Genomic DNA, 23,068 nt, shown 5'->3' on the forward strand with positions numbered 1-23,068 from the left:
ACCACGAACGCGCCGATCCGTTGGCCGGTTACGATGCCGTAGCCACCGAAGGATTGCGTCACATGCCCATAGAAATAGGCGCTGCGGCCGAACCCTCCTGAGTCATTGGAGAAAGATCCTCCGTTCGTGGTGAGGATCGACGCGGAATACCGAAGATAGCCGCCGGTCGGATCAGTCTTGATAATCCCGCTCAGCTCAAGCCCCGGCTGGTTGTCCCCGATTCCCAAGGCGTTTGCATTGGCATAGGCCCTCGTCGAAAGTCCCCCGAGTGGTCCCCCCTGATAGGGCGTCCCCGAGATGTAGTGATACATCACAAACGGGGTGTTGAGCGTCGGGCTCCGCTTTTCGCTGAATGGCACATCCAACTCAAACTTGCCCACCTTCATATTCAACCAATAGGTGTTGTTCGAGCCACCCAGGAACCGCTCGAGGTTCATCAGCCGCACGAAGGCGGATTCCAGATTGTTGTCTGTCAGGCTGGATTCGGTCCCGAACCCGGCCTCCTTTAAACCGGGCGTATAGACCACGCCGAACGCAATGTTCCGGTGCAGGGTGCCGAAACTCAAAATATCCAGCCCGGTGAAGCCGAATCCGCTGCTCGCCAAGGCCTGCCCACCCGCCCGAACGTTCGCCGCTTGGTAGCCGATCGTGGTCCGGAACGAGACCGGCCAGAATCCCATCGTGATACCTTCATACGTGGGGAGGTCGCCATCTGTGCCCAGTTGATAGCCCTGATCGCGAAAGAGATTGCCGAAGTCATTGAGTTTCGGGAATCCGGGAACATGGCACACATTACAAGCGAAGTTGTACTTGCGCGCGAAGGCCGGAATGGCATTCGCCTTCGGGACGAGCGCGCTCAATTCATAGCTGACAAATGCGAAGAGCGCGAGCAGCCCGACAATTACACTCCTGTAGCAGAGTTTTCTCTTGCTGGGATCCATAGCTAGAACCTCCTTCCGTGGGCAACCTTTTCGACGTGGCGCCAGGCTGAGGAAGCGCGGCACCCCTCGATGCGCATCGTCGGGAGCGCGACTACTCGATCGTGACCTTCCGGACAGGGAACTCGAAGTGGACGTCGACCGTTTCCTTTGGCTTCACCTCAATTTCCTGCCGGATCACGTGTGGATGATCATAGGTCGGTCGCGCCACGTCCATCCGGACGATCTTGTATCCCTCATGCCATCCCACTAAGGTGTACTTGCCGGGCGGCACTCCGCTGATCTCGAACTTGCCCTCCGCATCGGTGACCGCAAAATACGGATGATGAAATCCCGCCCAATAAGCGTTCATGTGGGAGTGGATATCTAATGCTCCCCGTTTGTCAAGACACTTTTTCTGGTGCTGAGAGTGAGTCATCCTACGCAGCCGCTTGTGCCGTCTCCTGCTCGCCGAGCATCGCCTCGAACTCCCGCGGGCTCCGATAGCCCAGAGCCGAATGCACGTCGCGCTCGTGGTCCTCCACCGTGATCCAGTGGCGGATCGCCGCCCGCGCGTCCTCCAGGCTCGTGAACTCCCGCAGCCAGAGCAGCTCTTCTTTGATCGTCCGCATCAGGCGTTCTGTCTCGGCATGGCCCTTGGGATTGTCGTAGCTGGTGAAGACCTGCTCGATCCCCAAGACGCTCATGGCGGCCATGAAGCCAGTCGCGGTGGGCTGGCTCCCGTTGTCGGAGACCAGCTTCAAGCCGGCTCCCCGGACCCCGTTCGGGCATGCGGCTTGGACCGCCTGGGCCAGCGCGGCCTCCCACTCCTGCCGGCGGCTGCGGAGAGCCAGGTCCCAGCCGACGATCTTCTTCGTGTACCAGTCCAGGACCACGACCAGGTACGCCCAGCCCAGGGTGGGGATCAGGAACTTCGTCATGTCGATGCCCCAATACTGCCGGGGCCGAGTGGCCTTCGGCTTCGCCCTGGGCGTCCGCGTCGCCGCATGGCGCGTCCGTTTCACGGTCAAGCCCGCTTCCCGCATCAGCCGAGTCCACCCGCTTCTTGTTGACCGGGAGGCCCTCCCGATCCCGCAGCCAGGCCCACACGCGCCGGTAGCCCCAGAAGGGATGGGCCTGGCTGATCGGCCGGATCCGCGCCAGCAGCGCCTCATCAGAGGGATTCGGCCCGGCCGCCTGGACCGGCCGCTCGTGCCGGGCGGCATAGTAGCCGCTGCGGCTGAGCCCGATCAGCCGACAGGCCGCCGCCGCCGACCACCCGGCCTCGCGCCACGCGTCCACCAGGATCACCGCCTCCCGACCAACTCGTCCGTTTTTTTGGCTCTTCAGGCTTTCGTGTGGGTTGGATAGAGATCCAATCCTCCACAATGGAAGTAGATCGCGGTCTTGAAGTGCTCGACGTTGCGGAAGCCGCGGGCGGTCTTCTTGACCCACTGGATCGTGGCATTGACCGCTTCCAGCCCCGCGTTGGTGAGCCGATGCCTCAGATACGTCAACACATTCGGAAGATGGCGCCGGATCAGGTGGGCGACGGCGGCCATTGGGCGCAGCCGACTGTGCGTGGCGCGCCAGAACCAGCGCGCAAAGCACTGCTGGGCGGCACCACAGTAGGTATAGTCCCAGAACTGCCGGAAGCGCTCCTTGAGGGTCCAGGCCCGTGCCCCCGTGAGGTCGCTGCGCGGCCAGAGGCGGAACGTGGCCCGCTGCTCGGCCGTCATGTCCTTGGGACGCATGAGCCAGAGGTCCGTGGTCCCTGTCAGTCGGTCATCGCCCCTTAGCTTCAGGGCCCGATGCTCTGTGCGGCGGACCCGGTCCACAGCCTCGTGGAGATGTTTGGCCACATGGAACTTGTCGAAGACGAGTTTGGCCTCGGCCCCATCCAGGTGAGCCCGGGTCGACTGGATGTAGGGCTCCCACATATCCATCGCGATGGCCGCAATCCCTTCCCGTTGCTCCGGGGTCAGCGTGCCCCAGAACCCATCCAAGCTCTCCTGCTTGCGGTCCTCAGCCAGGTAGCGGACGCGGCTGCGTTCCAGATCCGCCACCACCGTGAGGTACCGATGCCCCTTGGCAATGGCCTTCTCGTCGACGCCCAGGTGCGCGACGACGTCCCGGGTGCGACGGCGGAGCCCCCGCGCGACGGCTCGTTCCGTGATGCCCCAGGCCTCGTCCCACGTGATGCGCAGCAGCCCGGCCGCCCCTTTCACCGAACACTCCTGGAGCAGCTCAATGGCCAGGCGCTCGAACCAGGCGGTGAACTGACTGCCGGGCTCCGCCCAGGGCACCGCGATCTGCCTGACTCCATGGGTCGGACCGCTCACGCGGGGGAGGTCCGCCTGGATCCACGTCGTGAACTGGCAGGGACTCCAGATGCCGCCACCGGCGACGCCTCCGATCGTAGCCCGGGACCGGCTCCCGACACTCCGGGCCGGGAGAGGGACCCGGCCCCGCCTCCACGGTGACGGTCACCGGCTGCCCCTTCACATCCAGTTCCACGTTGGCCACGGTCCACGGGGCCTGCAGCCCCAGCACGGCTTGAGAGCGTTCGAAGTCACGCATCGCTCGGGTCCTCCTTCCGAGGAGCCAAGCATAGCGCAAGAGGGTTCAGTTACCCACACAATTTCCTGAAGAGCCGACTTTCAAGAGCACCAGCGCCTGCCAATTCACCACCGGGACCTGACAGTCCAGGACAGCCACCGTTGGCACGTCTCGAAACACCATCTCCGCCCACTGTTGCGGCAACACGATCAACTGGACGGGGATCGCCCGTTCGCCAACGTGGATCTCCATCCGGAACACGCCGCGGAGGGGATCATCCGGATCGCCCGGTTGGTACGTGGCCTCCAGCCGGGAGGCGAGGAGGGTGGGATTCGCGGTCCCCATCGCGACAGCCAGATCAATATCGCGCGTGGCGCGCACCACCCCCCCAGGCTGAGACGGCAAAGCCGCCGACCAGCGCGTAGGACCGGACGAGGCCCTGTTCTCGGGCCCGGTTGAGACGGTCCAGGGTTTCAATCAGCGCTTGGCGGAACACGCGCGCGTGAGCTCAAGACAGAAGTCGGACAGCTCGAAGGCCATCTGGAGCCGCTCCTCAGGCTTCATGCGCCGAGCCTCCTCAATCTTTCTATCAGCAAGCCACCGACTGAGTCGGCTCGGCCGCCTGCCGCGATCGGGAATCTGAGGGGTGGACAGGCGGGTCATATCGAAAATGATACACAGGTTCCGGCATGGAAAGTACCCCGCAGCAAGCTGGGGGTCTGCAATAGTGGATGTTCCCGAATATCTCCAGGTCTTCCCGAGGAGAAGTCCAGATACCCAGTCGTGTTCAGCGCCAAGCGCAGAATGGCTCGCTTGACTCCTGCTCGAACCCATGGGTCTTGAACTTCAAGGCCCGACAGTGCTCCGTGACGATCCTCACGATCGGCTCGGGCACGCCGTCGGGCACATCCGCCCGAATCTCCAACGTCACTTCGACGCGGGAACCCACGAGCCCGGCCAGGTGCTGGACCACTTCCTCCGCGACGCGACCTGCGTCCCGCCCGATGCGGGTGGGTCTAACAGCACGGTGGCGTGGAACCGACGAGGAGGAGCGGAGACCGGAGGGGTGGGTGGCCCTTCACCCGGCTCTTGGACCTTTGTCGCGGCGCCGGATTCACCAGCGGGCTGCGACTGCGTCTCCGCTTGGCGTTCCCGTTCCGCCTGCATTTGGGCGAGGGCGACCTCTGGCTTCACAAGGAGGCTGCGCTCGTCGAGCGTGACCCGGACGCCCGGCCCCGTCTGCAACCCGACGTACGTTCGCTTCTGTTCGTCCCAGTGGTCGGCGTAGGCGAAGGTGTCCGTCTGCCACGTCAGGCGGGACAGGCCGTCCCGGATGGCGTCCGCCAGCACGGAGTCGTCGGACAACCGGGGGAGATAGAGATAGGTGGCGAAATCCTCGGCCAACTGTTTCGTGCCCACATGGTCACCGCGCCAGAGCGGAACGCGGTCGAGTTCGTGCCTCAAGCGCGGGCCGCCGAGCTGGACCAGCAACAGCTCCTCGTTCTTGAGCTTCTTCGAGGCGCGAACCGCGAGCGCCTCCTGGCCCTGCTGCCGGATCTCCTGCCATTCGACCGGCCCTTTCGGGTCGGGCTGTGTGGGAACCAGTAACCACTGATAGGCTTCCGGGATGCGCGCCTCGACGGTCTCGTCGGCGGTCCGGCACTTGGTTTCGGCCTGGCGGGACTGGAAGGCATCGAGGTTCAGGGACTCGCGCTCTTCCCAGATGGATTGCCACGCCAGGTACTGTCGCGTTGCCTGTTCCAGGTCCTTCAGCCGCCCGCCGTCGGCCGCCAGGAAGACCAACGTGTTCTTGTAGGTTCTCGGACTCGTGCCTCGGGAATCGAGCAGGGTGGCCGCTTCCCTGCGGGCGGGGCTCGCGGGGTCCCGGCCGGTGTGCGGGTGCTCCGGCGCGAGGACGTCTTCCTCGCGGAGCTGAGCGGCCCGATCCTCGGCCAAGCGAGTCACCGTCGGCTGGGTGGAGAACCAGAATCGCCTGCCGTCCACGTAGAGGTACGTGGCGCGATCCGTGAGACGACGAAGCGCGTCACCGAAAATGGCGGCGGTCTCACCCGGCTGGACGCATCCCAGCCGCACCTGCCGGTCGTCGATCCCGCGGTTCGCGGCCCGCTGGGTCGGCGCCGAGCCGAGGTAAATCGTCCGCGCCACCCGCCGGCAGGCCGAATAGCGGCCGAGGTTCGGGTTCTCGCGGTCGAGCGCGAGCGGCAAGGAGAGGGGGCCGTCCACGGGTACGTTCGCGGGCATGATGAGCAAGTTGCCATCCTGCCGCTCCCAGAGCGAGTGGATGACGGCGGCCATCAGACGCAAAACGCCGCGCGTCCGCTGGAACTTCTCCAGCGTCGACCAGTCGTTGTAGAGACGGTCGAACAACTCCGGATGGGATACGCGGACTTGATCCGCCGCTCGTAGCTTGCCTCGCGGCACTCGCCGGGGAAATCCTGCGGCTGGGTGCCATACATCTCCACGAAAGCTCTGGCCACCTGGTCCCGCTCGACAAAGAGCTTCGGATCGGTGATCGGTTGGAAGAGGCGCCGGCGGACAATCTCGAACCCTTCGTCAGGGCTGGCCGGCCGCCAGGAGGCCTCCACGCGACCGATGGCGTTCTTCAAGCGCGCGAGCGCCGCCCGGCCCCGCTCGCCCCCCACTTCGATGTCGGAAATCCGCTCGCGCCCTTCCTGCGGGCTGGGGCTCTCGGAGGCGGGGATGCTGACCACCAGGAGCGTCTTCTTCGCCGCCTTCGCGGCCTCGGTCAGCGCCTGGGCAAAGGTGAACTGGGTATCGAAGGTGCCCCCCGCCAAGCCTCCGTTGTCGTGAAGCTGGCGCGCGTAGGCGACCCATTCGTCAATCAGGATCAGGCAGGGCGAGTAGCGGTTGAAGAGTTCCCGCAAGGCGTCGCCGGGATTCGTGGCGGTCTCGTCGGCCTCCTTGACGAGCTGGTAGCCTTCCTTGCCGCCCAGTTGCTAGGCGATCTCGCCCCAGAGTGTGCGGATGACCGTTCCGTCGGGTTTCTTGTGTGCCTGGCCGGGAGAGATCTTGGTCCCGACAACCACCGCCCGCCGGACCCCCTTGGGCAGAGTCAGTCCGCGTTCCCGCAAGAGGTCTTCCACCCCAGGCAAGCTCGAAGCGCTCGCGCCGGAGAAGAGGTGATACAGCGCGAGCATCGAGTGCGTCTTGCCCCCGCCGAAGTTGGTCTGAAGTTCGACCACAGGGTCGCCGCCGTTACTGGCAAGGCGCTCGACGGCCCGGGTGAGCAGCTGCTTGAGGCCTTCCGTGAGGAACGTCCGGCGGAAGAACTCGGCAGGATCCTTGTACTCGTCCGATCCTTCTCCAAGGTAGACCTGCCAGAGGTCGGCCGCGAACTCGGCCTGCTGGTAGCGCCCGGAGGCCACATCGGGATGCGGCGTCACGATCTCGCGCCAGGGCTTGAGGTTCCCCGCGGGCTTGCCTTCCACGGGCGCGACGGCGGCCTTGCGGGCCTCGGACCTCCGCTGCTCCTCGAAGCGCAGGCGCAAGAGCTCCATCTTCTGTGCCGTAGATTGGAATGCTAAAGGAGCCTCATCTGTCCATCGTTGACGGTGAGAGCGAGCCCGACGCGGTTGTACGGTCTGCCGTGCTGGTCCGGGAATGCCCAGAGGTTGAACTTTCGATGTAGGCCGAATTGCTGGTTCCAGGGTGGCTGCTGCAGGTCGCGGCACCAGCGGACGATCATTTCTCCGAGTTCCTGCTTGGTTGCACGGGAAGAGCCGGCCACCAACACCATCTGGGTGGCGCCAAGGATCAGATCGCAGAGTTGCAGCAGGTCCTCGCCGGTGGAGTCGCGGAGCGTCAGGTCCAGACTCACCGAAGGGTACGGACGTCTATCCAGTTGACTGAGAAACCCATCCAGCTCTGCACGGTAGGGCAGGTAACTCTCGAAGTTGTCGGTCCATCCACAATCCGGGCGGGTTGCCCGGTCCTTGGCGTCGGAAAAGAAGTGAATGGTCAGGTCATCCAGATTGCGAGGGCCGAGGTGCCAGGCGATGCCTGCCTTGAGAGCCATCGCGGTAAAGCGGTTGTAGGCATGGAAGTCTTTGGTGAAGCGCCTGTGTTCGTGGCGCGGGCTGTGGCGATCCACCGCCAGGGCCGAGAAGCAGACACGGTCGCTCAGGTTGTTCTGGAAGCATCGTAGCCATTCCCGCGCCACGCGCGCTTTCGCGCCCCACGAACCGCCGAAGCTTCCCGGCAAGGCGGAAAAGTGAATTTCGCCGGAATAATGTTCACGCTTTCGGAAGTAATGGAGGACCGAGCGCACTTCGTCGAGGTGCAGCGTTTGAACGAAAAGCAAGCCGATCAAGAGCCAGCGCTTATTACCGGGAGCGCAAAATACTTGACGCCTTTCACTCAGCCGCATAGCGGACCGCAGGGTGATGGAAGAAGGATTGCACCACGGCCGGCATGCGCTGGGTGCTGCGAAGATAGCGACGGACGTTGACCGCCAGCTCATCTGCGTCCTGGGGCGGCCGACGGCCCAGCGCGTTGGTCTTGACGTCTTGGTTCAGATATTCGTCGGGATTCAGTTCCGGGCTGTAGGGTGGCAGGAAGAACAGACGCAGCCGATCGCGGTGACGGTGGAGCCACCGCTGGGTGACAGCCGCGGTATGCACGGGATGCCCATCCACAATCAGAAAGACCGGATGCCTCACGTGCCGGAGCAAGCGGTGGCAGAATCGGAGGAAGACTCGTGCGGTGAAGCGATGCCGGAACACCATAAAGTACAACCGGCCGCGATTGGTGATGGCCGAGATCATGTTGCAGCGAAAGCGCCGACCGGGGCCACGGATCACCGGGGTCTGGCCGCGCTTGCCCCAACTGGTCCCCGCCTGATGATCCGAGCGCAGCCCCATCTCATCACCCCAGTAGATCTGGGCCCCCGCGCGCTTGGCCGCTGCCCGAATTCGGGGGTACTCGACCTCCAGCCAGCGTCGCACCGCCTTCGGGTCCCGCTCGTAGGCCCGTCGCAGCGGCTTCTGCGGGGTGAAGCCCCAGGCCCGCAGGTAGCGACCGACGGTCCAGACCGACAGCCGAAGCCCGTACCGGCGCGCGATCAGCTCGCCGACCGCTTCGCGGGTCCACAAGTAGAACGGCAAGTGCATCTGCTCCGGACAGCAGTGGGTCAAGGTGCGGACGACCTGGGCCGCTTGCCAGCCCTTGAGCTGGCCGCCGCGCGGTCGGCCCCGGGGTCGCGCTTTCAGCGGGTGCCGGCCCCCCCGCGCATGGCGCTTCAACCAGGTGTACAGGGCTTGCCGACTGATGCCCAAGAGCCGACAGACTTCGGCCTTGGAGCGCCCCTGCTGCTTGACAGCGGCCACGGCCTTCTCGCGCAAGACTTCTTGAGCTTCGGGCGACAGGTGCCGCGCATCCCGGGTTCGAGCACGCATGGCCACGTGATAACCATCGCCCGTCAAATGTCAAGTATTTCATGCTCCTATTAATATTTGGTTCGCTCTCATCGTGGAAGACGGAGTATTCGGCGGTTCGTTTGGTCGGTTGGCCCCAGAGGTCTAGCATATCGCTTATCAGTTCGAGGCATTTACCAGCTTCTTGACCGCATCGAACAGAGGAGCGAGCCGCGTTGGGGGCTTCTGTATATCAATCTTGTCCATCGCTTCCGCGATCTTCCTCGGCTTATCGCGAGCCTCGCGGCTAATGTTGAGCCCGTCTTCCAGGCTTGGGGAGATGACGAAGACGGGGCCATCTTTCCCGGCTGCCTCTTTGATTCGCTGGTTCATCTGTTGCTCGGCCTTGTTCTCCCCTTCCTGCTTGGTGCGTTTCGCGGGATCGGCGATCTTCTGCGTTGGCCAGACGTCTGCGTCGTGGAGCACGACAAAAGGGATTTCAAGAGCCCGGCAGACGCGCGCCACGAGTTCGATCCCTGCTTTCCCACCGCAGTCCACGACGGCGAGTCCCTCGGCATCCGGATCGATGCCGAGTTTTTCGGCAAGCATGAGCGCGGCAATACGATCGCCAAACCCTTCGACCAGAAGCGCCCGGCTGGCAAAGAGCACCTCGTTCCGGGCCGCGTCGAAGCGGTTGCCGAGTTTGAAATTGTCCCTTGCTGTCTCAAGCGCAGCTCGCTGCTGATCTTGAACATAAGCCACGCTCGTCGGTCCTCCGCTCCGTCGAACCACTCTCAGCGCCTCAAAACGGTTGACATCGGCAAATATGGGAGAGTGCGTCGAGTAGATGACTTGACACTGTTTCTTCTCCGCCATCTCGCACAGCAACCCGTAGAAGTAGCGCTGGGCCTGCGGGTGCAAGTACATTTCCGGCTCTTCGATGACGATGGTGCCGAAATCGCCGCCGAGTTGCCGAAAAGCTTCGAAAATGCCGACCACCATGGCGCTTTGAATCCCCAGGCCCAGTTCCTCGCCAGGGACCGCCAATCCGGACTCGCGATATTCCAGCCGGAGCGAGTTGAAAGGGTTGGCGGGGTCTGCAAACCCGAACGCGATGTCCACGGCTTGCGTTGCCTGGCTTCCGAGGAAGCCCAACATCCGTTTGGCCGTCTCGGCGACCGTCTTTTCAATTTCCTTGACCTGTTCCGTGCGCAGCGTGTCCATCGCCGCTTCGTATTTGGCCTTGAAGTCGTGCTGTGCCGAGAATTCCTTTCGCGCCTTCTGAAAAAGGCGACCGAGGATCGATCCGCGTACGCTGGGCAGGTGCTGGGCCAAGCTGCGCCGGTGGTCCACGAACAGGATGCGGGCGTGGTCGCGCAGCTCCGTCCCCACCCTGAGCGGGCTGAACTGCGTTTTCTGGCCCTTCTGCGGCTGGCCGACCGCCACGTTCGGCACCTGGTCCTTGTCGTCGAGCGGTTCGAGGTCCGCGTGCAGGTCGCCCGCTTCGCCCCACTTGCCGGTCTTCTTGTACGGCTTGCAAGTCAGCCGTAGAGCGGTGACCTTGTGCTCCGTGGAGTGCTTATCCCGATAGATATAGGGCGGGTCGAACTCCACGCGAATTTCAATGTCCCGATCTGTCTCGAAGTTGGTGAAGTCTTGGGGAATACGGAAACTTCGCATACTCGGCCACGCTTCGCCCAAAACGACATCCAGCGCGCGCAACAGCGAGGTTTTACCGGATCCGTTCGGCCCGACAAAGGCGCTGAGGGATTCCAGCGGCACATCCACATCCGCAAGGCTGCGATAATTGCGAACGCGCAGGCGAGTAAGGCGGGTCGCCTTTTCCACCGGTGCTGCTTCGGGCGGCGGAGGTTTCGGCAGCATCACAACTCCCCCTTGAAGGCGCGGTCGAGGATGGCAGGCAGGAGCGCGTCGAGCTCGGCGGCGGTTTCGGCCTGGGTCTTCTTGAGGCTGTCCACCTTCGCTTGGAGATCGTCCAGATACGCTACGATCCGGCGTTGCTCGGTCATCGGCGGGACTCGACATGGAATGCCGCCGACAATCGCAGAGTTGACACCCTGCCGGGTCGCACCCCTAATCTTCTCGTCCAGGTACGCCTCAACCTCTGACGATGCTCGAATGGTCCAATGCACGTAGCGAGGCTCTACACGAGACTTGTCGAGAGCTACCCGGATTATGTGATAATTAATCAGCCACCCTTCGCACTCGCGCGGCACCACGCAACAACGACCCACTGTACCCATTCGAGCAAACAGGATATCCCCAGCTCCAATCGCGTAGCGGTCAAGCTGCCTCGCCTTTTCCTCGGAGACGTACTTAAGATTGCCCAGTCTGAGTCCACTGTACTGCACATTTCCAATCGTGAGGACAGGAACGCCTGATTCGATAAAATCCCCTGAGCCAAGTTGTTCCCCGAATGGGCCAGTCTGGATCCCGTCACCATTTCGTTCGAGCCACGAATCAAGCTGTGTGACGGGAGCGTTGACCCCCGAGAGAACCCGACGTGCCATCGTCTGAACCAGAACATCAGTCTCCTCCACCGCCTGACGGCGGAGGTCACGCGCCTCTTCGATCTGGGCGGCGAGGGCTTCAATTCGCGCCACGATCCGCCGCTGTTCGGCGAGTGGAGGGAGAGGGATTGCGAGAGCGAGAAAGCGCTCCTCCTGCAAGCGAACACGGTTGGTGGTTCCTTCGCTCGCCTGCTTGCACATGTCTACAAATTCTGGCGTACGGCTCATCCAGCCAAGAAACGGCGGTAAAAGCTTGGTCACGTCAACGGCGAAAAGTGGGAAATCGTTTGAGACAATTGTTCCATCCAGTTCTTCCGGGACAAGTCCTATGGCGCCATTTCGTGCGTCGATTCGTGACAGGACAAACTGACCAGCCCTCGCGACAAATCTTCTGGCACCAGCCATTTCTGAACCCAGCACTGTTCTGCGCTCAACAACGCCCTTCCCCCACAACTTGACTGTGATCTCACGATATTCGGTATGAGGTTCAAGAACCGTTGTTTCCTCACTCCGCCGCAGCACCTCCCCCAGCCTCACCATCGGCCATTTCGTGGTCATGGCGTGCCGTCCCCCGGAACTGGCTCATTGCGTCTGACGGAAATGGAATTGGGTTTTAGCGACATGGCTAACTGCTTGACAGTGAAGCACATAGACCAGGAATTGCACCGGAATTGCACGCGCGTGCAATCGGGCGTGCAATTCCTGGCGGGCCCTCCCAGCGATCCGCTACGGCTTATCACGTGACCCCTCTTGTCCCTGTGGGAGAGCGAACCACCGAGCGCCTCGCGTCTTTCCCTCGACGCGCACCCGGCCTTCGGCACGCAGATCATCGAGGAGAACCTGGATAGCACGACGGCCGAGTGCCGGGAGCACCTGCTGAAGTTCAGCCATCGCGCAGCCTTCGGGATAGGCGCCCCCGATGTGCTTGACGAGCAGCGCCTTGTTCGCCTCGCGATCCAATCCCCGTCTGCGCGTGTACACGCCGGCCTTGCCGAGAAACCGATAGAACCGGCGCGAGAGCAGGTAGCGGACGCCCCGGCCTCGGCCGACCCGCTCGATGACGCCTTGGTCGAGCAGCGGCTCGATCCGCGGTTTCAGGTGATCGGGCACCGGCTGCTCCCGGTGTACAAGGTCCAGGACGAGGAAGTCCTCGGTCGCGAAAGCGGCCAGGCGCTCGCGGCCGATCTCTTCGAGGAAGCGGAGAAACTCAGGGTCCTGGATCTGGCCGTGCAAGGTGACCCAGACGGAATGTTCGCTCGTGCGGGAGAAATCCGGAAGCGGCTTGCTCTGCTGGATACAGGTCCGGTAGATGAGGTCGAAGCCCTGTCCGGCGCGCTCGACCAGCCCGCACTTGCCGAGCACCTCGGCGATGCGGCGGTTGCGCGGGTTCTGTTCCCAGAGGAGGTTCCGCTCGTCGATCCCCGGGGGAAACCCGCCCGGGCTCACGATCTCGATCCGTCGCGGATATTGGCGCACGAAGACCGAGCCGCCACGGCGATAGTCGCGGTGGCTTACGGCGTTGAGCAGGGCCTCGCGCACGGCGCGTTCATCGAAGGTCGGCACGTCCCAGACGAAGAGCCCCTGCTGAAAGTGCTGAAGGTCGTTGCGCAAGTTGACGGCCTGCCACACTTCATCGAGCACGGGGAGAAAGCCCCGCCGGAACTCCCGGCGATCGGCGGCCGGCCCTGGCGCCTCATTCGATCGGTACTCGAAGATCACCTCGGCCTGGCCGAGGAACCGGCCCAGGGCTTCCCGCGTACCGAGCAGAATGAGGGCCGCATAAGTGAGCTGCCCGCCGATGATCAGTTCGGCATCCGCCAGAAGGCGCTCGACGGGTCGGGTGGCGATCCCCTGGACAGGCGTCTTCCGCTCCCAAAGGCGGCGCAGCAGTTCGATGGCCTCTGAATCGAGGTCCGACAGGCTCGCCCCGGGGCAGATCTCCGCCGAAAAGTCGGGCCCGGTCTCGTTGTGGATTTGCCGCAGCCGGTCGTCGGACATGGGCACCAAGGCATCGCCCGCCCGCATCCAGAACGTGCCGTTGTCCTGCCAGGCCGTTCCCGGGAGGCTTGGCGGCACATGCACGATCAACAGCCGCCGCCCCTCGTGGCGGTACTCCTCGATGGCAATGTGGTGTCCAAGACGCTCGAAGAGACCCGCTTCCGTGCGTCCCGGCTCGGAGAATGCCTTTGTGCCCACAACCCGGCGGGGGCGCTTGTCAGTGACGCCGAGCACGATGCGTCCGCCACCTTCGTTGGCGATGGCGACGCAGTATTTCACCAAGTCGTCGAAGTGAAACCCACCCGAGGCCGCTTTGAACTCGACGCGGCCTCCCTCGGGACTGTCGAGCAGGGCGTGAAATTGCTCGGCGTTCACGGCGCCCCCTGCTTCAGCAGCGTCTGGATGTTGGCCATGATCTCCATGATCCGCCGCTCTTTTTCCAGGATGCTGGCGGCGAGCTGCTCCGGCGGCAGGTGGGTGATGTCTTCCTTGGCGCGGGGGTTCTTGCGGTCGAGGTTACAATTGTTGGCGAGAACCTCCGCGGCCGGAACCTTCCAGGCGCGCTCGTTTTCCTCGCGCTTGTTCCACCAGGCGATGAGCGGTGCGAACTCCTCGAACTGGAGCGGCTGGGTCTTGGTGTAGTTCTTGCGGCCCTCGGGCAGCGGATGTTCGTAGTACCAGATCTCTTCGGTGGGTCCGGAGCGGTCGAAGAACAGCACGTTGGTCGGGATGCTGGTATAGGGCGAAAAGACGCCGTTCGGCAGGCGGACGATGGTGTGGAGGTTGAAGTCCTTGAGGAGTTCCTCCTTGATGCGCGCGGCGACCCCGTCGCCGAAGAGCGTGCCGTTGGGCACCACTACTGCGGCGCGTCCGGGCTTGGGCGGGCGCTTGAGTTTGCGCATGATGAGCTGCAGAAAGAGCAGCGCGGTTTCCGTGGTCTGCTTGTCTTCGGGAAAGTTGCCGAGAATGCCCCGCTCCTCCTCGCCGCCGAAGGGCGGGTTGGTGATGATCACGTCCACCCGATCCTTGTCGCCGATCTCGCGCAGGGGAAACCGCAGGGCGTTGAGCGGGTCGATGTTGGGCGTCTCGACGCCGTGCAAAAGCAGGTTCATCTGGCAGAGGAGATACGGGAGGGGCTTGGCCTCGATCCCGAAGAGCGTGTCCCGTTGAAGCCGGCGGTAGTCCTCCGCCTTCTTGCACTGCTTTTTCAGGTGTTCGAAGGCTTCGGCCAGAAACCCGCCGGTGCCGCAAGCCGGGTCGAGCACGGTTTCGCCCAGGCGCGGGTCGGTCACCTGGACGATGAATTTCACCAGCGGGCGTGGCGTGTAGAACTCGCCGTTCTCGCCGGCGGCATCGCGCATCTCCTTGAGCATGGACTCGTAGAGATGGCCCAAGGTGTAGATCTCTTCGGTGGAGGTGAAGTGGATCTGGTTCACTTTGTTCAGGATGTCCCGCAGCAGATAGCCGCTCTGCATCCGGTTGACCGTGCCCTGGAAGACGGTGCGGATCACGTCGCGCCGGTCGCCGCCGTTCGCGCCCTGCAGAGCACGCAGATAGGCGAAGAGCCCCGGGCCCTTCTTGCCGTTCGGCAGGATCGCCTCTTCCTGATTGATGAAGGCGGTGAGGGCGTCGCCCGTGATGCCGTCGGGCTTGGCGGCCCAGTCGCGCCAGCGGTAGGGCGGCTCGATGGCGGGCCGAAAGCGCTTGCCCTCGAGCTTGGCCTCAGCCTCCCGCACCTGCTCCAGGTCGTCCAGGAACTTGAGGAACAGGATCCAGGTGAGCATCGGCAACCGGTCGAGGTCGGTGGTGAGCCCCTTGTCCTTGCGCATGATGTCGCGGCAGGACTTGATGAGGCTCGCGAGCGCCTGGGCTGTGGTGGCGGGAGCGCTTGGTTTCTTCTTGGTCCGTGCCATGCTCAGGCGGCCTCCTCGTACAACAGGTTTTGCAGGTCTTCGAGCGCGGCGCGAAGTGCATCCGCTCCGCCGAATTTGCTCGCGATCTCGAGTACGTTGCCGTGGCTCGCGATGGGCGGCACTTTGAGGATCTCCGGCACTTTGAACTGGGCGGTGCCGTGCTCGATGTATTTGTCGAGGATCTCGTTCAAAATCTGGCGCGCTTCGGGCTGAAAGCGTTCGAAGAAGTCCCGGCGACCTTTGCGCAGCCGCTCGGCTCGCTCGCGGCGGGTGCGAAGGGGCGCGCTCCATGCGACGAAACACAAAAGATCGAACGGGTCGGCCTCCGGCTGGCCGACGTTCTCAGCGAGCTGCTCCAAGGTGACGCCGCGCTCTTCCAGCGCGGCGATGACAGCGGCGCGTTCTTGAGCGTCAGTCCAACGTCCGCGCAGCTCGGCCGCGGAGGTCCAGAGGCTCCGCACCTTGGCGGCGGCATAGTCGGTGAACTTGATCACGCGGAGCTGCTTGCCGTCGGCGTCAAGCTCGTACACCACATGGGCCGCGATTTCCACCGCGCCGCCGTCCACATAGTACTTGCGGAAGACAGACTCGTCCGTGCCCTTCCTGACCGGGGATGGCGAAGTGTCGGTGGCCTCGGGGTAGGGCTCGAGCGGCGGCGGGATGGGGCGATCCACCGGCGTTTCGGTCGGCGGCTCGATGGGCTCGCCGTCGAAATCCGGGTCGGCGAAGAGCCGCGTGGCACTGCCGGTGTAATCGAGAATAGAGAACCAGAGCTTCCCGTAATCGGCGCGCACCCGGGTCCCGCGGCCGATGATCTGCTTGAACTCGGTCATCGAATTGATGACGCGGGCGATGGCGATGTTCTTGCATGTCGGGACATCCACGCCGGTGGTGAGGAGCTTCGAGGTGGTGACGACGACAGGCGTCTGGGTTTCGATCTCTTGAAAGCGGCTCAGATAACCACGCCCGATGTCGCCTTCATCGGCCACGATCCGCACGACATAGTCCGGATGCTTCTGGGCAAGCTCCGCGCAGGCGTTGTTGATCGCGCCGCGCATCTCGTCAGCATGTTCCTGATCCACGCAGAAGACGATGGTCTTGGCGTAGGGGTCCGACGACTTGAGAAACCCGGCGATGCTGTTGGCGATCGCCTCGGTGCGGGCGCGCAGCGCGACGACCCGCTCGAAGTCCGGCGTTTGATACTCCTCGTCCGGAATCGGCCGGCCGTAGCGGTCGAGTTCGTCCTTGGAAGGGCGCCAGCCGGTGGCGTCCACATCGGTGACGATGCGGTGCACTCGGTAGGGAGCCAGGAAGCCGTCTTCGATCCCTTGCCGCAGGCTATAGGTATACACCGGGTTGCCGAAGTACGCGTAGGTGTCGCGGTTATCCTCGCGCAGCGGCGTGGCCGTCATGCCTAACTGATAGGCCAGCGCGAAGTATTCGAGGATCTCGCGCCAGTTGCTCTCGTCGCGGGCGCTCCCGCGATGGCATTCGTCCACGATGACCAGGTCGAAAAAGCCGGGGTCGTAGTCTCGATAGAGACCGGGGCGGCGTTCATCGCGGGCGATCGCCTGATAGGTGGCGAAATACATTTCGCGGCTCTTGACCGCCTCACCCTGGATTTTCCAGCGCGCGTCGCCAAACGGGGCGAACTGTTTGTCCTTCGGATCGTCCACCAGCACGCTGCGATCGGAGAGATAGAGAATGCGGGGCTTCCTCGGTTCACCGGTGCGATTCCACCTCGTGCTCCAGAGCTTCCAGCAGATATGGAACGCCACGTCCGTCTTGCCGGTGCCGGTGGCCATGGTAACCAATACCCGGCGTTGCCCACTCAAGATGGCGCACACGACCCGATTGACCGCGATCTCTTGGTAGTAGCGCAAGGGCTTGCCGGATACAGGGAGGCTCGGCGCGAGGTAACGTTGGAGCTGCTCGTCACTCATCAGTCCGAGGTGAGGTTGCAGGCGCGTCCAGAGTTCGTCCGGCGAGGGGAATTGATCCAGACGCGATTCCTTGCCGGTCAGGAAGTCGAACTCCACGATGCCCTGGCCATTGGTCGAATAGGCGAATTTCAGGTCGAGGATTTGCGCGTATTCTTTGGCTTGCTGCAGGCCGTCGGCGGGGTTCTTATGAGAAGCCTTGGCTTCCACGACGGCGAGCATCACGTTGGGACAGTACCGCAAGAGGTAATCGGCCCGCTTCTGCGGTCCGCGGCGTGTCTTGGAGCCGGCAACGAGGATGCGCCCGTCGGTGAAGGTGCGTTGTTCGTTGATCTGGTCGTCGGTCCAGCCCGCCGCATAGAGCCTTGGTAAGACATATCTGCGGCAAGTATCGGCTTCGGTACTCATCTGCATTCCGCCTCTAAGGAAACAGTTGGCTGCCCATGTCAGAGACTTTAAACGGCGCCATAAGGCGCCCGGAAGCGGTCCGCACCAGCGGTACAACCTCCAGCCTGTCTGCCTGCGACGCACAGGCAGGGCATTCGTCGCTCACGTCGTAGACCCGGTCGGACCCCATCTGCTCGCGCATCACGTCCAGTTTCGACACCACCTTTTGGAGCACCGATCCCTCACGGGTGCTCTGCGCCACCAGGTTGAGGTCTTCGATCTCCTCCGGCGTCAGCATCGGCAGTTCCGGAGCCACGTCCACGGGAACCTCGGCCCCGCGCTTGAGAAGTTTTTCCTCCCGGAGGCGATTCTCCAGACGCTCGCGGCGGCGCGCGATGATCGAGGTGTGGACAGCGAGCAACGGGTCGAACAGATAGGCCAGGCTGAGGCGACGGGCCTCGGAGGCGAGCCGAAACTGCGCGCCATCGCCGTCGGAGCTGAACGGCGTCCCTTGCGTGACGATCTCAAGGGTGAGCTCGCGGTCCCGGTAGAGGAGATCGCTCCCCAAGCGACCGGACGCGTCCCTGTAGATCACCTCTACCACGGTCGAGCCGTGCCACTTGACATCCACGATGGTCACCAGGCGGTCGGGCAGGATGCCCTGGACCGTCGCGCCTCGGGTCAGGTCTTCCAGTCGGGCCATCGGGCTCGCTCCGCCTTTCTTGATCGGTCATGGCCTCGGTGTTCACTCATCGCGTCGTCCTGGAGAGAGGCGGAGGCATGGGTTCCCGCTTGCCGTTCTCCCAGTGGTTCACGGTGTTTGACCGCGTACCGCCCGCTCGCCCCCCCAGCTGGACTTCGAACTCCGCGTTCCCTCCGATCGCCGACTTCGGCTGCTTCCGTTCAGGCGAACGCGACACGCGCGAGTCCGTCCTGGTCGTGAGGGCTGAGACGCTGACGGGCCATCAGCATGACGGATGGCGATGGTGCCGCTTCCCCGCCCCCTCACTTCGCCTGGCTCCGCCCCAACGATGACTGCCGACGTCCAAACACATGGGCCTCGATTAAGAAAATCGTCCTTCCCCAGCACGCGTCGCCCCACGTCCCGCATCAGGCTGTGCAGGTTGTCTATCGGACAGTGAGGAGGAACCCCTTGTCGGGGTCCTCGTCGACCAGCCGCGTCCTGCTCTGTCTGAGAACCTCGTCGAGATCGGCCGCAACCACGTGGCGTGGCCGTTCACCAGACCACCGGTCTTCCCGCAGCTTCACGACTTCGCGCCACGCTTTCTCGGGTCGCTTCGCCAGGTCAGTCCTCTCCTCGATCCGGTTGATATTCGCGAATGCGGTCGGCCTGGACCACCCAGAGCTTGCCGGTGATCTCGTGCTTCGCCAGTCCATCAGCAAGTGTGCGACAGCAGGCCCAGAGCTCTTCTCCCCGGCTCTCGCCACAGGCTTGCGCATGGGCTACAGCCTTGTCGATGTCCCGCGCCGCGTCGCAGGCTTTCTCCAGGTCCTTCTTGGTGACCTCTCCCTCTTCATCGGTGTGGATGACGAGGACCTCGGACTGTTTGAAGCCGAACTCCTTGGTCTTCCACAGGTACTCGCCGATGGCATCGGCGTACACGTTCTTCTCGACTATGATGAAGAGCACCGGTCGGACGCCGAGCTGCTTGTAGACCTTTCGGCCACGTTCCAGCCGGTCGGGGCGGCGTCATCCTTGACCAGGTGCTGCGTCGGTGTTTCCGAGGGTCTCCGCCCGGGGATCTCCAGCAGGTCCTTGTCGCAGGCAATGACGGCCACGGCCACGCGAGGGACTCCCTTGCTTTACCGGCGAACCGCCCCCGGTCCGATACCCTCCAGAACAACTTGCCGGAAGGTGTCCGCGTCTCCAAAGCGGCGGACGGCGTCGAGAATCTCGATTCCCGCTAGCCGTCCCTCGGCGTCATACTCCATCGCGATCCCTTCGCCGATCTCCTTGGTCGTGACCGTTCCCTCGCGGAAGGTGATGCTCAGGGCATCTACCTCGCCATCGTAGCGAACTTTCATGGCCCTGCCTCCTCTTCAGAAGTAGTACGTATACACGGTGATGACGACGATTTCCTGCTCTTCCTCTACAAAGATCGGACGAACTCGTTTGGTGGCATAGACGACTCCGTTCCATTCCCGATTAAACGGAAAGTCCTTTGCACATTCAAGCCGGCTTGCCATGGCGGCTTTCCAGGTGGAGTTGCGAATCGTCTGCTCCACCTCCACAACGGTGAATCCACGGCGCTCCGTGTATTGCTGGGCATGGGCAGACAACCGTATCGGTTTCATCGCACATCCACGTCGAAGGCCTGCGAGGTGTCGTTGCCGAAGATGTCGATCCCCTTGACGAGGATGCGGTACGTGCCCAGCTTCTCAGAGGTGTGCGGGTCGGAAGTGATCGGAAGCTTGCGCTCCTTGTCATCGTCGACACGCCCCATCCGGGATCGGTGTATACCAGACCGCCGCGGATGTGTCGAGCAATCGGTCCAGTTCCTGCCGCAGCACGGCCCGGCCCGTCCTTCAATCTGGTTTGGAGAGGGAGACAGGTTAGGCGTTGAGAACGGTCCGCAGGCGATTCGCGACGCTGCCACCCTCGTTGCCGCTCCCCTCCGGCTGCGTGGCGGGCAGCCCGAGCCCAGGCGCGCCGCCGCGGGTCTCACTCTCCACGATGCGCGCGTCGCCTTCGCGCCGCGCCCACTCTGTCGCCCGTCCGTCCTGGCGCAAGCCAAGCGCATCGAGTCGCTTGCCAACCGCTACCGCAAACAGCCCCAACTGCTGGCCGATCCTCGTCTGGTTGCCCCACAGATGCCGATCCTGCAACCTGATCGGGTGTGCACGGCCGCCCAGGGCGACTTTGCTGAGTCGGTCGGCTTCCTGGTTCCGCTTACGCGGAATCCAGCACAGCTCGACCGTCCCGATCGCCTGAATCAGCCGCCGCGCCTGCTGCGCTAACTGCCACAGCGTCGGACTGTTGACAGACCAGTCGCCGCTGAGTTGGTTGATCACCAGTTGGCTGTCGCCGTGGACGATGAGATGCCGGCACCCCCGCTCGGCCGCGGCATCCAGCACCGCGAGGAGCGCGTGATACTCCGCCTCGTTGTTGGTGCCAAATCCGATCCCCCGGCTGATCTCGAGGCGTTGCCCATCCGGCGCCATCAGCAGGGCCCCAATCCCGCGCGGCCCGGGATTGGTCGGCTCCGCCGCCCCATCGAACCACCCGCGCCATGCCTGGCTCTCCGCCTGCCGGCGCCGTTCCTCCGCCTGCCGCTGCGCCTCCCGCGTCCGAATCCGATGCTGCACACACTGCTCGAAGGACGGCATCTTGGCCGCCCGGCTGGCTCGTTCCAAGACCCGCTCCAGCGCCGCTTCGAGCGGCAGCCGTTCCGCCTGCGCGCTGCGCTGCGCCTTCGCGCGCTCCTTGCGAGACGCGGCCGCGAGCAGACGTTCGAGTTGGCTGCTCTCGCACGAATCGACCGAGCCTTCCTCTTGCGATGTGTGCTGCACTAGCTCCATTCCGCCTCCCCTTGGCATGAGCCGCCGCGTTCATCGGCCCCGCCATCAGACAATTGTTCCGCTCGGACCGGCCGAATCGTCGCCGGCAGCTCCTCGCCCCAAGCAAGATTGACGGGAATCGGCGGGAGCCACTTGAGCCGCACGTCCCGGCGCCCCGTCCCCACCCGGTATGTGTGCCAGTGCGCCCGGCGTATGTGCCCGCGTGGCCTCGCCCGCTCGCCAGCCGTCCCGCCCGCGTCGCCTTCCGCCCCCGCCTCCTCCATCGCCCGGCGCAGGGCCGCTCCCAGCCGCACGCCGACATCCCACATGCGCAGCCCGGATGCGGGAAACAGCCGCACGCCTTGCCGCCGCGTCCGGACCGGCTCCGGATTGCCCGGCCGCCCCGCCCGGCCCGCAATGTCCGGATCATCGGCGCAGAGATACAAGATCAGCGACAGGATCGGCGACACCGCCCGCGCCAGATGATTCGGATCGAACAGATCGTCCGGAGCCTCGATCCCGCGCTCCCGCGCCCGCACTTGGGCGCTGCGCACGAAACGCAGGAGTGCGTCTGCTATGGTCCCTTCACCTAACAGCAGGGGAATCGATAGCAGCCCATCACGAGGATCGAGCGCCCGCTCCGGTTCCGGCGCCGTATCGAGCAGCAACCGTAATTCGTCGACAGACCCCGGACCCGACGCCGGCGCGAGATCCCAATCCAAATGCAGCCACACGCCATGGATCGGCCGTTGCTCGCGCCCTAGGGTCCAGCACAACCCCGGCGTCTCCAGATACACACACCACTCGGGCAGCCGATACAACAGACTGCGCGGCAGCTCGCTTTCCAGCTCGGTAGTAATGAGATCCGCGTACAAGGTGGGATCGAACCGGTAAATGCCGCGCGTCATCCGCCACGCGCCGAGCGCGCCGATGATGGCGATATGATGCGCACGGTCGAAGGGAATAGCGTCCTCTCCGCGCGAGACGATCGCCGCCGCGCCGTGCAACGGCACATAGCACCAGTCCGGCCACCCCGGCAATCCCCGCCCACGCTGCTCCCGCAGGCGGTCCAATGCTTGCCAGGCGTCCGGATACGCCTGGCTCACAACGCGGAAAATCGCTTGCGCGCGATGGCTGTCCCCGGTGCCCATCTTGCCAAGGACTTCACTATCGCCGCCACCAGATTGGAACGGTAGCGACGCCCGCGATTAGCGATCCGCGCTTTCGGCGCCTGGCACCACGCTTTGGCCGCTCTCCAGCGCTGGCTCGCTCGGCGGCTGCGCCTCCGCCGGCTGCACCGGCGCTCCTTTCGGCTTCGGCGCCCGCTTCTTCGCCGCAGCCTTGGCTCGGCGCGTCGGCTTCCCCATCCGCGTCCTCTTCCGCCCCACACTCTTCCGCGCCATCTTGCTTTTCTTCGCCATCGCTCCCTCCTCTCGTTCCCGCACGGCGGAAACGCTTCCGCCCGCATTCGCCCGATCCGCCCGGTGGCGTCACAGAACCCGATCGCCGACCGGTCCGATGGACCGGTCAACTCAGCGCCAGCCGCTCCTCCTACTTATGCGTGTGATGACGATGCGGCCCCGACCACCCCACGCCAGCAGCCGATCACGTCGGCCACCGGTTCGCCGCCAACCGGGTGTTGTACGCCTCGTGCGAGAGCACCTCAAGAATCTGGAGCCCGGCAGCCTGGATGCGGGCCAGCAGCCGATACCGCCAGCCCAACGGAATCGACACGAGATCGCGCCGACCCATGGCCGTCAGCCGCTTGCCCTTGAAGGCGAGGTAGGACTCGCCGCGTTCGAGGGCGGCGATCACCGCCAGCGCTTTTTCCGCTACCGCGCGGGGACAGTGCGCCAAGGAAACGGGCGCCGCGGCAAGGCGCCCCTCCCAGGCCTGCTTTTCCGCCACCCG

General features: G+C 64.0%; 20 protein-coding genes and 2 pseudogenes. All 22 read right to left on the reverse strand.

The annotated features are described in order from the left end of the window. Positions 1-1,032: 1,032 nt before the first annotated feature. The 22 genes and pseudogenes from ACWHYQ_RS00915 to ACWHYQ_RS01020 all read right to left on the reverse strand — a co-directional run bounded on the left by ACWHYQ_RS00915 (position 1,033) and on the right by ACWHYQ_RS01020 (position 23,065). Positions 1,033-1,290 (reverse strand): hypothetical protein, encoded by a 258-nt coding sequence (locus ACWHYQ_RS00915; protein WP_447973906.1) that lies wholly within the window; start codon positions 1,288-1,290, stop codon positions 1,033-1,035. Positions 1,291-1,357: 67 nt separating this feature from the next. Next, positions 1,358-1,963 carry a transposase gene (locus ACWHYQ_RS00920; RefSeq protein WP_447973907.1) on the reverse strand — a complete coding sequence of 202 codons (606 nt, stop codon included), beginning with the start codon at positions 1,961-1,963 and terminating at the stop codon, positions 1,358-1,360. Positions 1,964-1,985: 22 nt separating this feature from the next. Then, a pseudogene (locus tag ACWHYQ_RS00925) lies at positions 1,986-2,372 on the reverse strand (IS3 family transposase); the annotation flags it as partial. Continuing rightward, the gene (locus tag ACWHYQ_RS00930; RefSeq protein WP_447975498.1) at positions 2,264-3,334 is read right to left on the reverse strand and encodes an ISL3 family transposase; all 1,071 of its coding nucleotides are present in this window, start codon (positions 3,332-3,334) and stop codon (positions 2,264-2,266) included. The pseudogene ACWHYQ_RS00925 and the gene ACWHYQ_RS00930, both read right to left, overlap by 109 nt. A 208-nt stretch (positions 3,335-3,542) precedes the next feature. Then, entirely contained in the window at positions 3,543-3,857 is a 315-nt protein-coding gene (locus ACWHYQ_RS00935) for a hypothetical protein (RefSeq protein WP_447973908.1), read from the reverse strand. Positions 3,858-4,263: 406 nt separating this feature from the next. Beyond that, a pseudogene (locus tag ACWHYQ_RS00940) lies at positions 4,264-7,048 on the reverse strand (ATP-binding protein); the annotation flags it as partial. Then, complete coding sequence (locus ACWHYQ_RS00945) at positions 7,039-7,827, reverse strand: hypothetical protein (protein ID WP_447973909.1); 789 nt, start codon at positions 7,825-7,827, stop codon at positions 7,039-7,041. The gene ACWHYQ_RS00945 and the pseudogene ACWHYQ_RS00940, both read right to left, overlap by 10 nt. Before the next feature lie 43 nt (positions 7,828-7,870). Then, a complete protein-coding gene (locus ACWHYQ_RS00950) occupies positions 7,871-8,911 on the reverse strand; it encodes an IS630 family transposase (protein ID WP_447972380.1) in 1,041 nt (346 codons plus the stop codon). Between the two features lie 138 nt (positions 8,912-9,049). Next, entirely contained in the window at positions 9,050-10,753 is a 1,704-nt protein-coding gene (locus ACWHYQ_RS00955; protein WP_447973910.1) for an ATP-dependent nuclease, read from the reverse strand. Then, on the reverse strand, positions 10,753-11,958 hold the full coding sequence (locus ACWHYQ_RS00960) for a restriction endonuclease subunit S (protein ID WP_447973911.1): 1,206 nt from the start codon (positions 11,956-11,958) through the stop codon (positions 10,753-10,755). Before ACWHYQ_RS00960 ends, ACWHYQ_RS00955 begins: the two co-directional genes overlap by 1 nt. A 168-nt stretch (positions 11,959-12,126) precedes the next feature. After that, entirely contained in the window at positions 12,127-13,773 is a 1,647-nt protein-coding gene (locus ACWHYQ_RS00965) for an ATP-binding protein (RefSeq protein ID WP_447973912.1), read from the reverse strand. Then, positions 13,770-15,311: an N-6 DNA methylase gene (locus ACWHYQ_RS00970; RefSeq protein WP_447973913.1), complete on the reverse strand. Its 1,542-nt coding sequence runs from the start codon at positions 15,309-15,311 to the stop codon at positions 13,770-13,772. The genes ACWHYQ_RS00965 and ACWHYQ_RS00970 overlap by 4 nt, the downstream gene beginning before the upstream one ends. A gap of 2 nt (positions 15,312-15,313) precedes the next feature. Next, positions 15,314-17,659, reverse strand: a complete 2,346-nt coding sequence (hsdR, locus tag ACWHYQ_RS00975) for an EcoAI/FtnUII family type I restriction enzme subunit R (protein ID WP_447973914.1) — start codon at positions 17,657-17,659, stop codon at positions 15,314-15,316. A gap of 13 nt (positions 17,660-17,672) precedes the next feature. After that, positions 17,673-18,341, reverse strand: coding sequence for a hypothetical protein (locus ACWHYQ_RS00980; protein WP_447973915.1), 669 nt, complete (start codon positions 18,339-18,341; stop codon positions 17,673-17,675). Positions 18,342-18,944: 603 nt separating this feature from the next. Continuing rightward, complete coding sequence (locus tag ACWHYQ_RS00985) at positions 18,945-19,289, reverse strand: hypothetical protein (RefSeq protein WP_447973916.1); 345 nt, start codon at positions 19,287-19,289, stop codon at positions 18,945-18,947. Between the two features lie 173 nt (positions 19,290-19,462). Then, complete coding sequence (locus ACWHYQ_RS00990) at positions 19,463-19,684, reverse strand: DUF2283 domain-containing protein (protein ID WP_447973917.1); 222 nt, start codon at positions 19,682-19,684, stop codon at positions 19,463-19,465. A 15-nt stretch (positions 19,685-19,699) separates the two neighbouring features. Continuing rightward, a complete protein-coding gene (locus ACWHYQ_RS00995) occupies positions 19,700-19,954 on the reverse strand; it encodes a hypothetical protein (RefSeq protein ID WP_447973918.1) in 255 nt (84 codons plus the stop codon). Continuing rightward, complete coding sequence (locus tag ACWHYQ_RS01000) at positions 19,951-20,103, reverse strand: hypothetical protein (RefSeq protein WP_447973919.1); 153 nt, start codon at positions 20,101-20,103, stop codon at positions 19,951-19,953. The genes ACWHYQ_RS00995 and ACWHYQ_RS01000 overlap by 4 nt, the downstream gene beginning before the upstream one ends. Before the next feature lie 109 nt (positions 20,104-20,212). Beyond that, positions 20,213-21,178 (reverse strand): ribonuclease HI family protein, encoded by a 966-nt coding sequence (locus ACWHYQ_RS01005; protein ID WP_447973920.1) that lies wholly within the window; start codon positions 21,176-21,178, stop codon positions 20,213-20,215. Beyond that, positions 21,169-22,308: an AcrVA2 family anti-CRISPR protein gene (locus ACWHYQ_RS01010; protein ID WP_447973921.1), complete on the reverse strand. Its 1,140-nt coding sequence runs from the start codon at positions 22,306-22,308 to the stop codon at positions 21,169-21,171. Before ACWHYQ_RS01010 ends, ACWHYQ_RS01005 begins: the two co-directional genes overlap by 10 nt. Positions 22,309-22,365: 57 nt before the next feature. Then, the gene (locus tag ACWHYQ_RS01015; RefSeq protein ID WP_447973922.1) at positions 22,366-22,578 is read right to left on the reverse strand and encodes a hypothetical protein; all 213 of its coding nucleotides are present in this window, start codon (positions 22,576-22,578) and stop codon (positions 22,366-22,368) included. Between the two features lie 184 nt (positions 22,579-22,762). After that, positions 22,763-23,065, reverse strand: coding sequence for a ParE family toxin-like protein (locus ACWHYQ_RS01020; RefSeq protein WP_447975499.1), 303 nt, complete (start codon positions 23,063-23,065; stop codon positions 22,763-22,765). Between the last annotated feature and the right edge of the window lie 3 nt (positions 23,066-23,068).

Source organism: Nitrospira sp. Kam-Ns4a, from assembly GCF_965152595.1.

Excerpts from the sequence above, each read along its gene's own strand:
- ACWHYQ_RS00915 (WP_447973906.1), bottom strand. The coding sequence starts at position 1,290 with ATGAACGCTTATTGGGCGGGATTTCATCATCCGTATTTTGCGGTCACC.
- ACWHYQ_RS00920 (WP_447973907.1), bottom strand. The coding sequence starts at position 1,963 with ATGCGGGAAGCGGGCTTGACCGTGAAACGGACGCGCCATGCGGCGACG.
- ACWHYQ_RS00950 (WP_447972380.1), bottom strand. The coding sequence starts at position 8,911 with ATGCGTGCTCGAACCCGGGATGCGCGGCACCTGTCGCCCGAAGCTCAA.
- ACWHYQ_RS00955 (WP_447973910.1), bottom strand. The coding sequence starts at position 10,753 with ATGCTGCCGAAACCTCCGCCGCCCGAAGCAGCACCGGTGGAAAAGGCG.
- ACWHYQ_RS00960 (WP_447973911.1), bottom strand. The coding sequence starts at position 11,958 with ATGACCACGAAATGGCCGATGGTGAGGCTGGGGGAGGTGCTGCGGCGG.
- ACWHYQ_RS00970 (WP_447973913.1), bottom strand. The coding sequence starts at position 15,311 with ATGGCACGGACCAAGAAGAAACCAAGCGCTCCCGCCACCACAGCCCAG.
- hsdR (WP_447973914.1), bottom strand. The coding sequence starts at position 17,659 with ATGAGTACCGAAGCCGATACTTGCCGCAGATATGTCTTACCAAGGCTC.
- ACWHYQ_RS00980 (WP_447973915.1), bottom strand. The coding sequence starts at position 18,341 with ATGGCCCGACTGGAAGACCTGACCCGAGGCGCGACGGTCCAGGGCATC.
- ACWHYQ_RS00990 (WP_447973917.1), bottom strand. The coding sequence starts at position 19,684 with ATGAAAGTTCGCTACGATGGCGAGGTAGATGCCCTGAGCATCACCTTC.
- ACWHYQ_RS00995 (WP_447973918.1), bottom strand. The coding sequence starts at position 19,954 with ATGAAACCGATACGGTTGTCTGCCCATGCCCAGCAATACACGGAGCGC.
- ACWHYQ_RS01000 (WP_447973919.1), bottom strand. The coding sequence starts at position 20,103 with ATGGGGCGTGTCGACGATGACAAGGAGCGCAAGCTTCCGATCACTTCC.
- ACWHYQ_RS01005 (WP_447973920.1), bottom strand. The coding sequence starts at position 21,178 with ATGGAGCTAGTGCAGCACACATCGCAAGAGGAAGGCTCGGTCGATTCG.
- ACWHYQ_RS01010 (WP_447973921.1), bottom strand. The coding sequence starts at position 22,308 with ATGGGCACCGGGGACAGCCATCGCGCGCAAGCGATTTTCCGCGTTGTG.
- ACWHYQ_RS01015 (WP_447973922.1), bottom strand. The coding sequence starts at position 22,578 with ATGGCGAAGAAAAGCAAGATGGCGCGGAAGAGTGTGGGGCGGAAGAGG.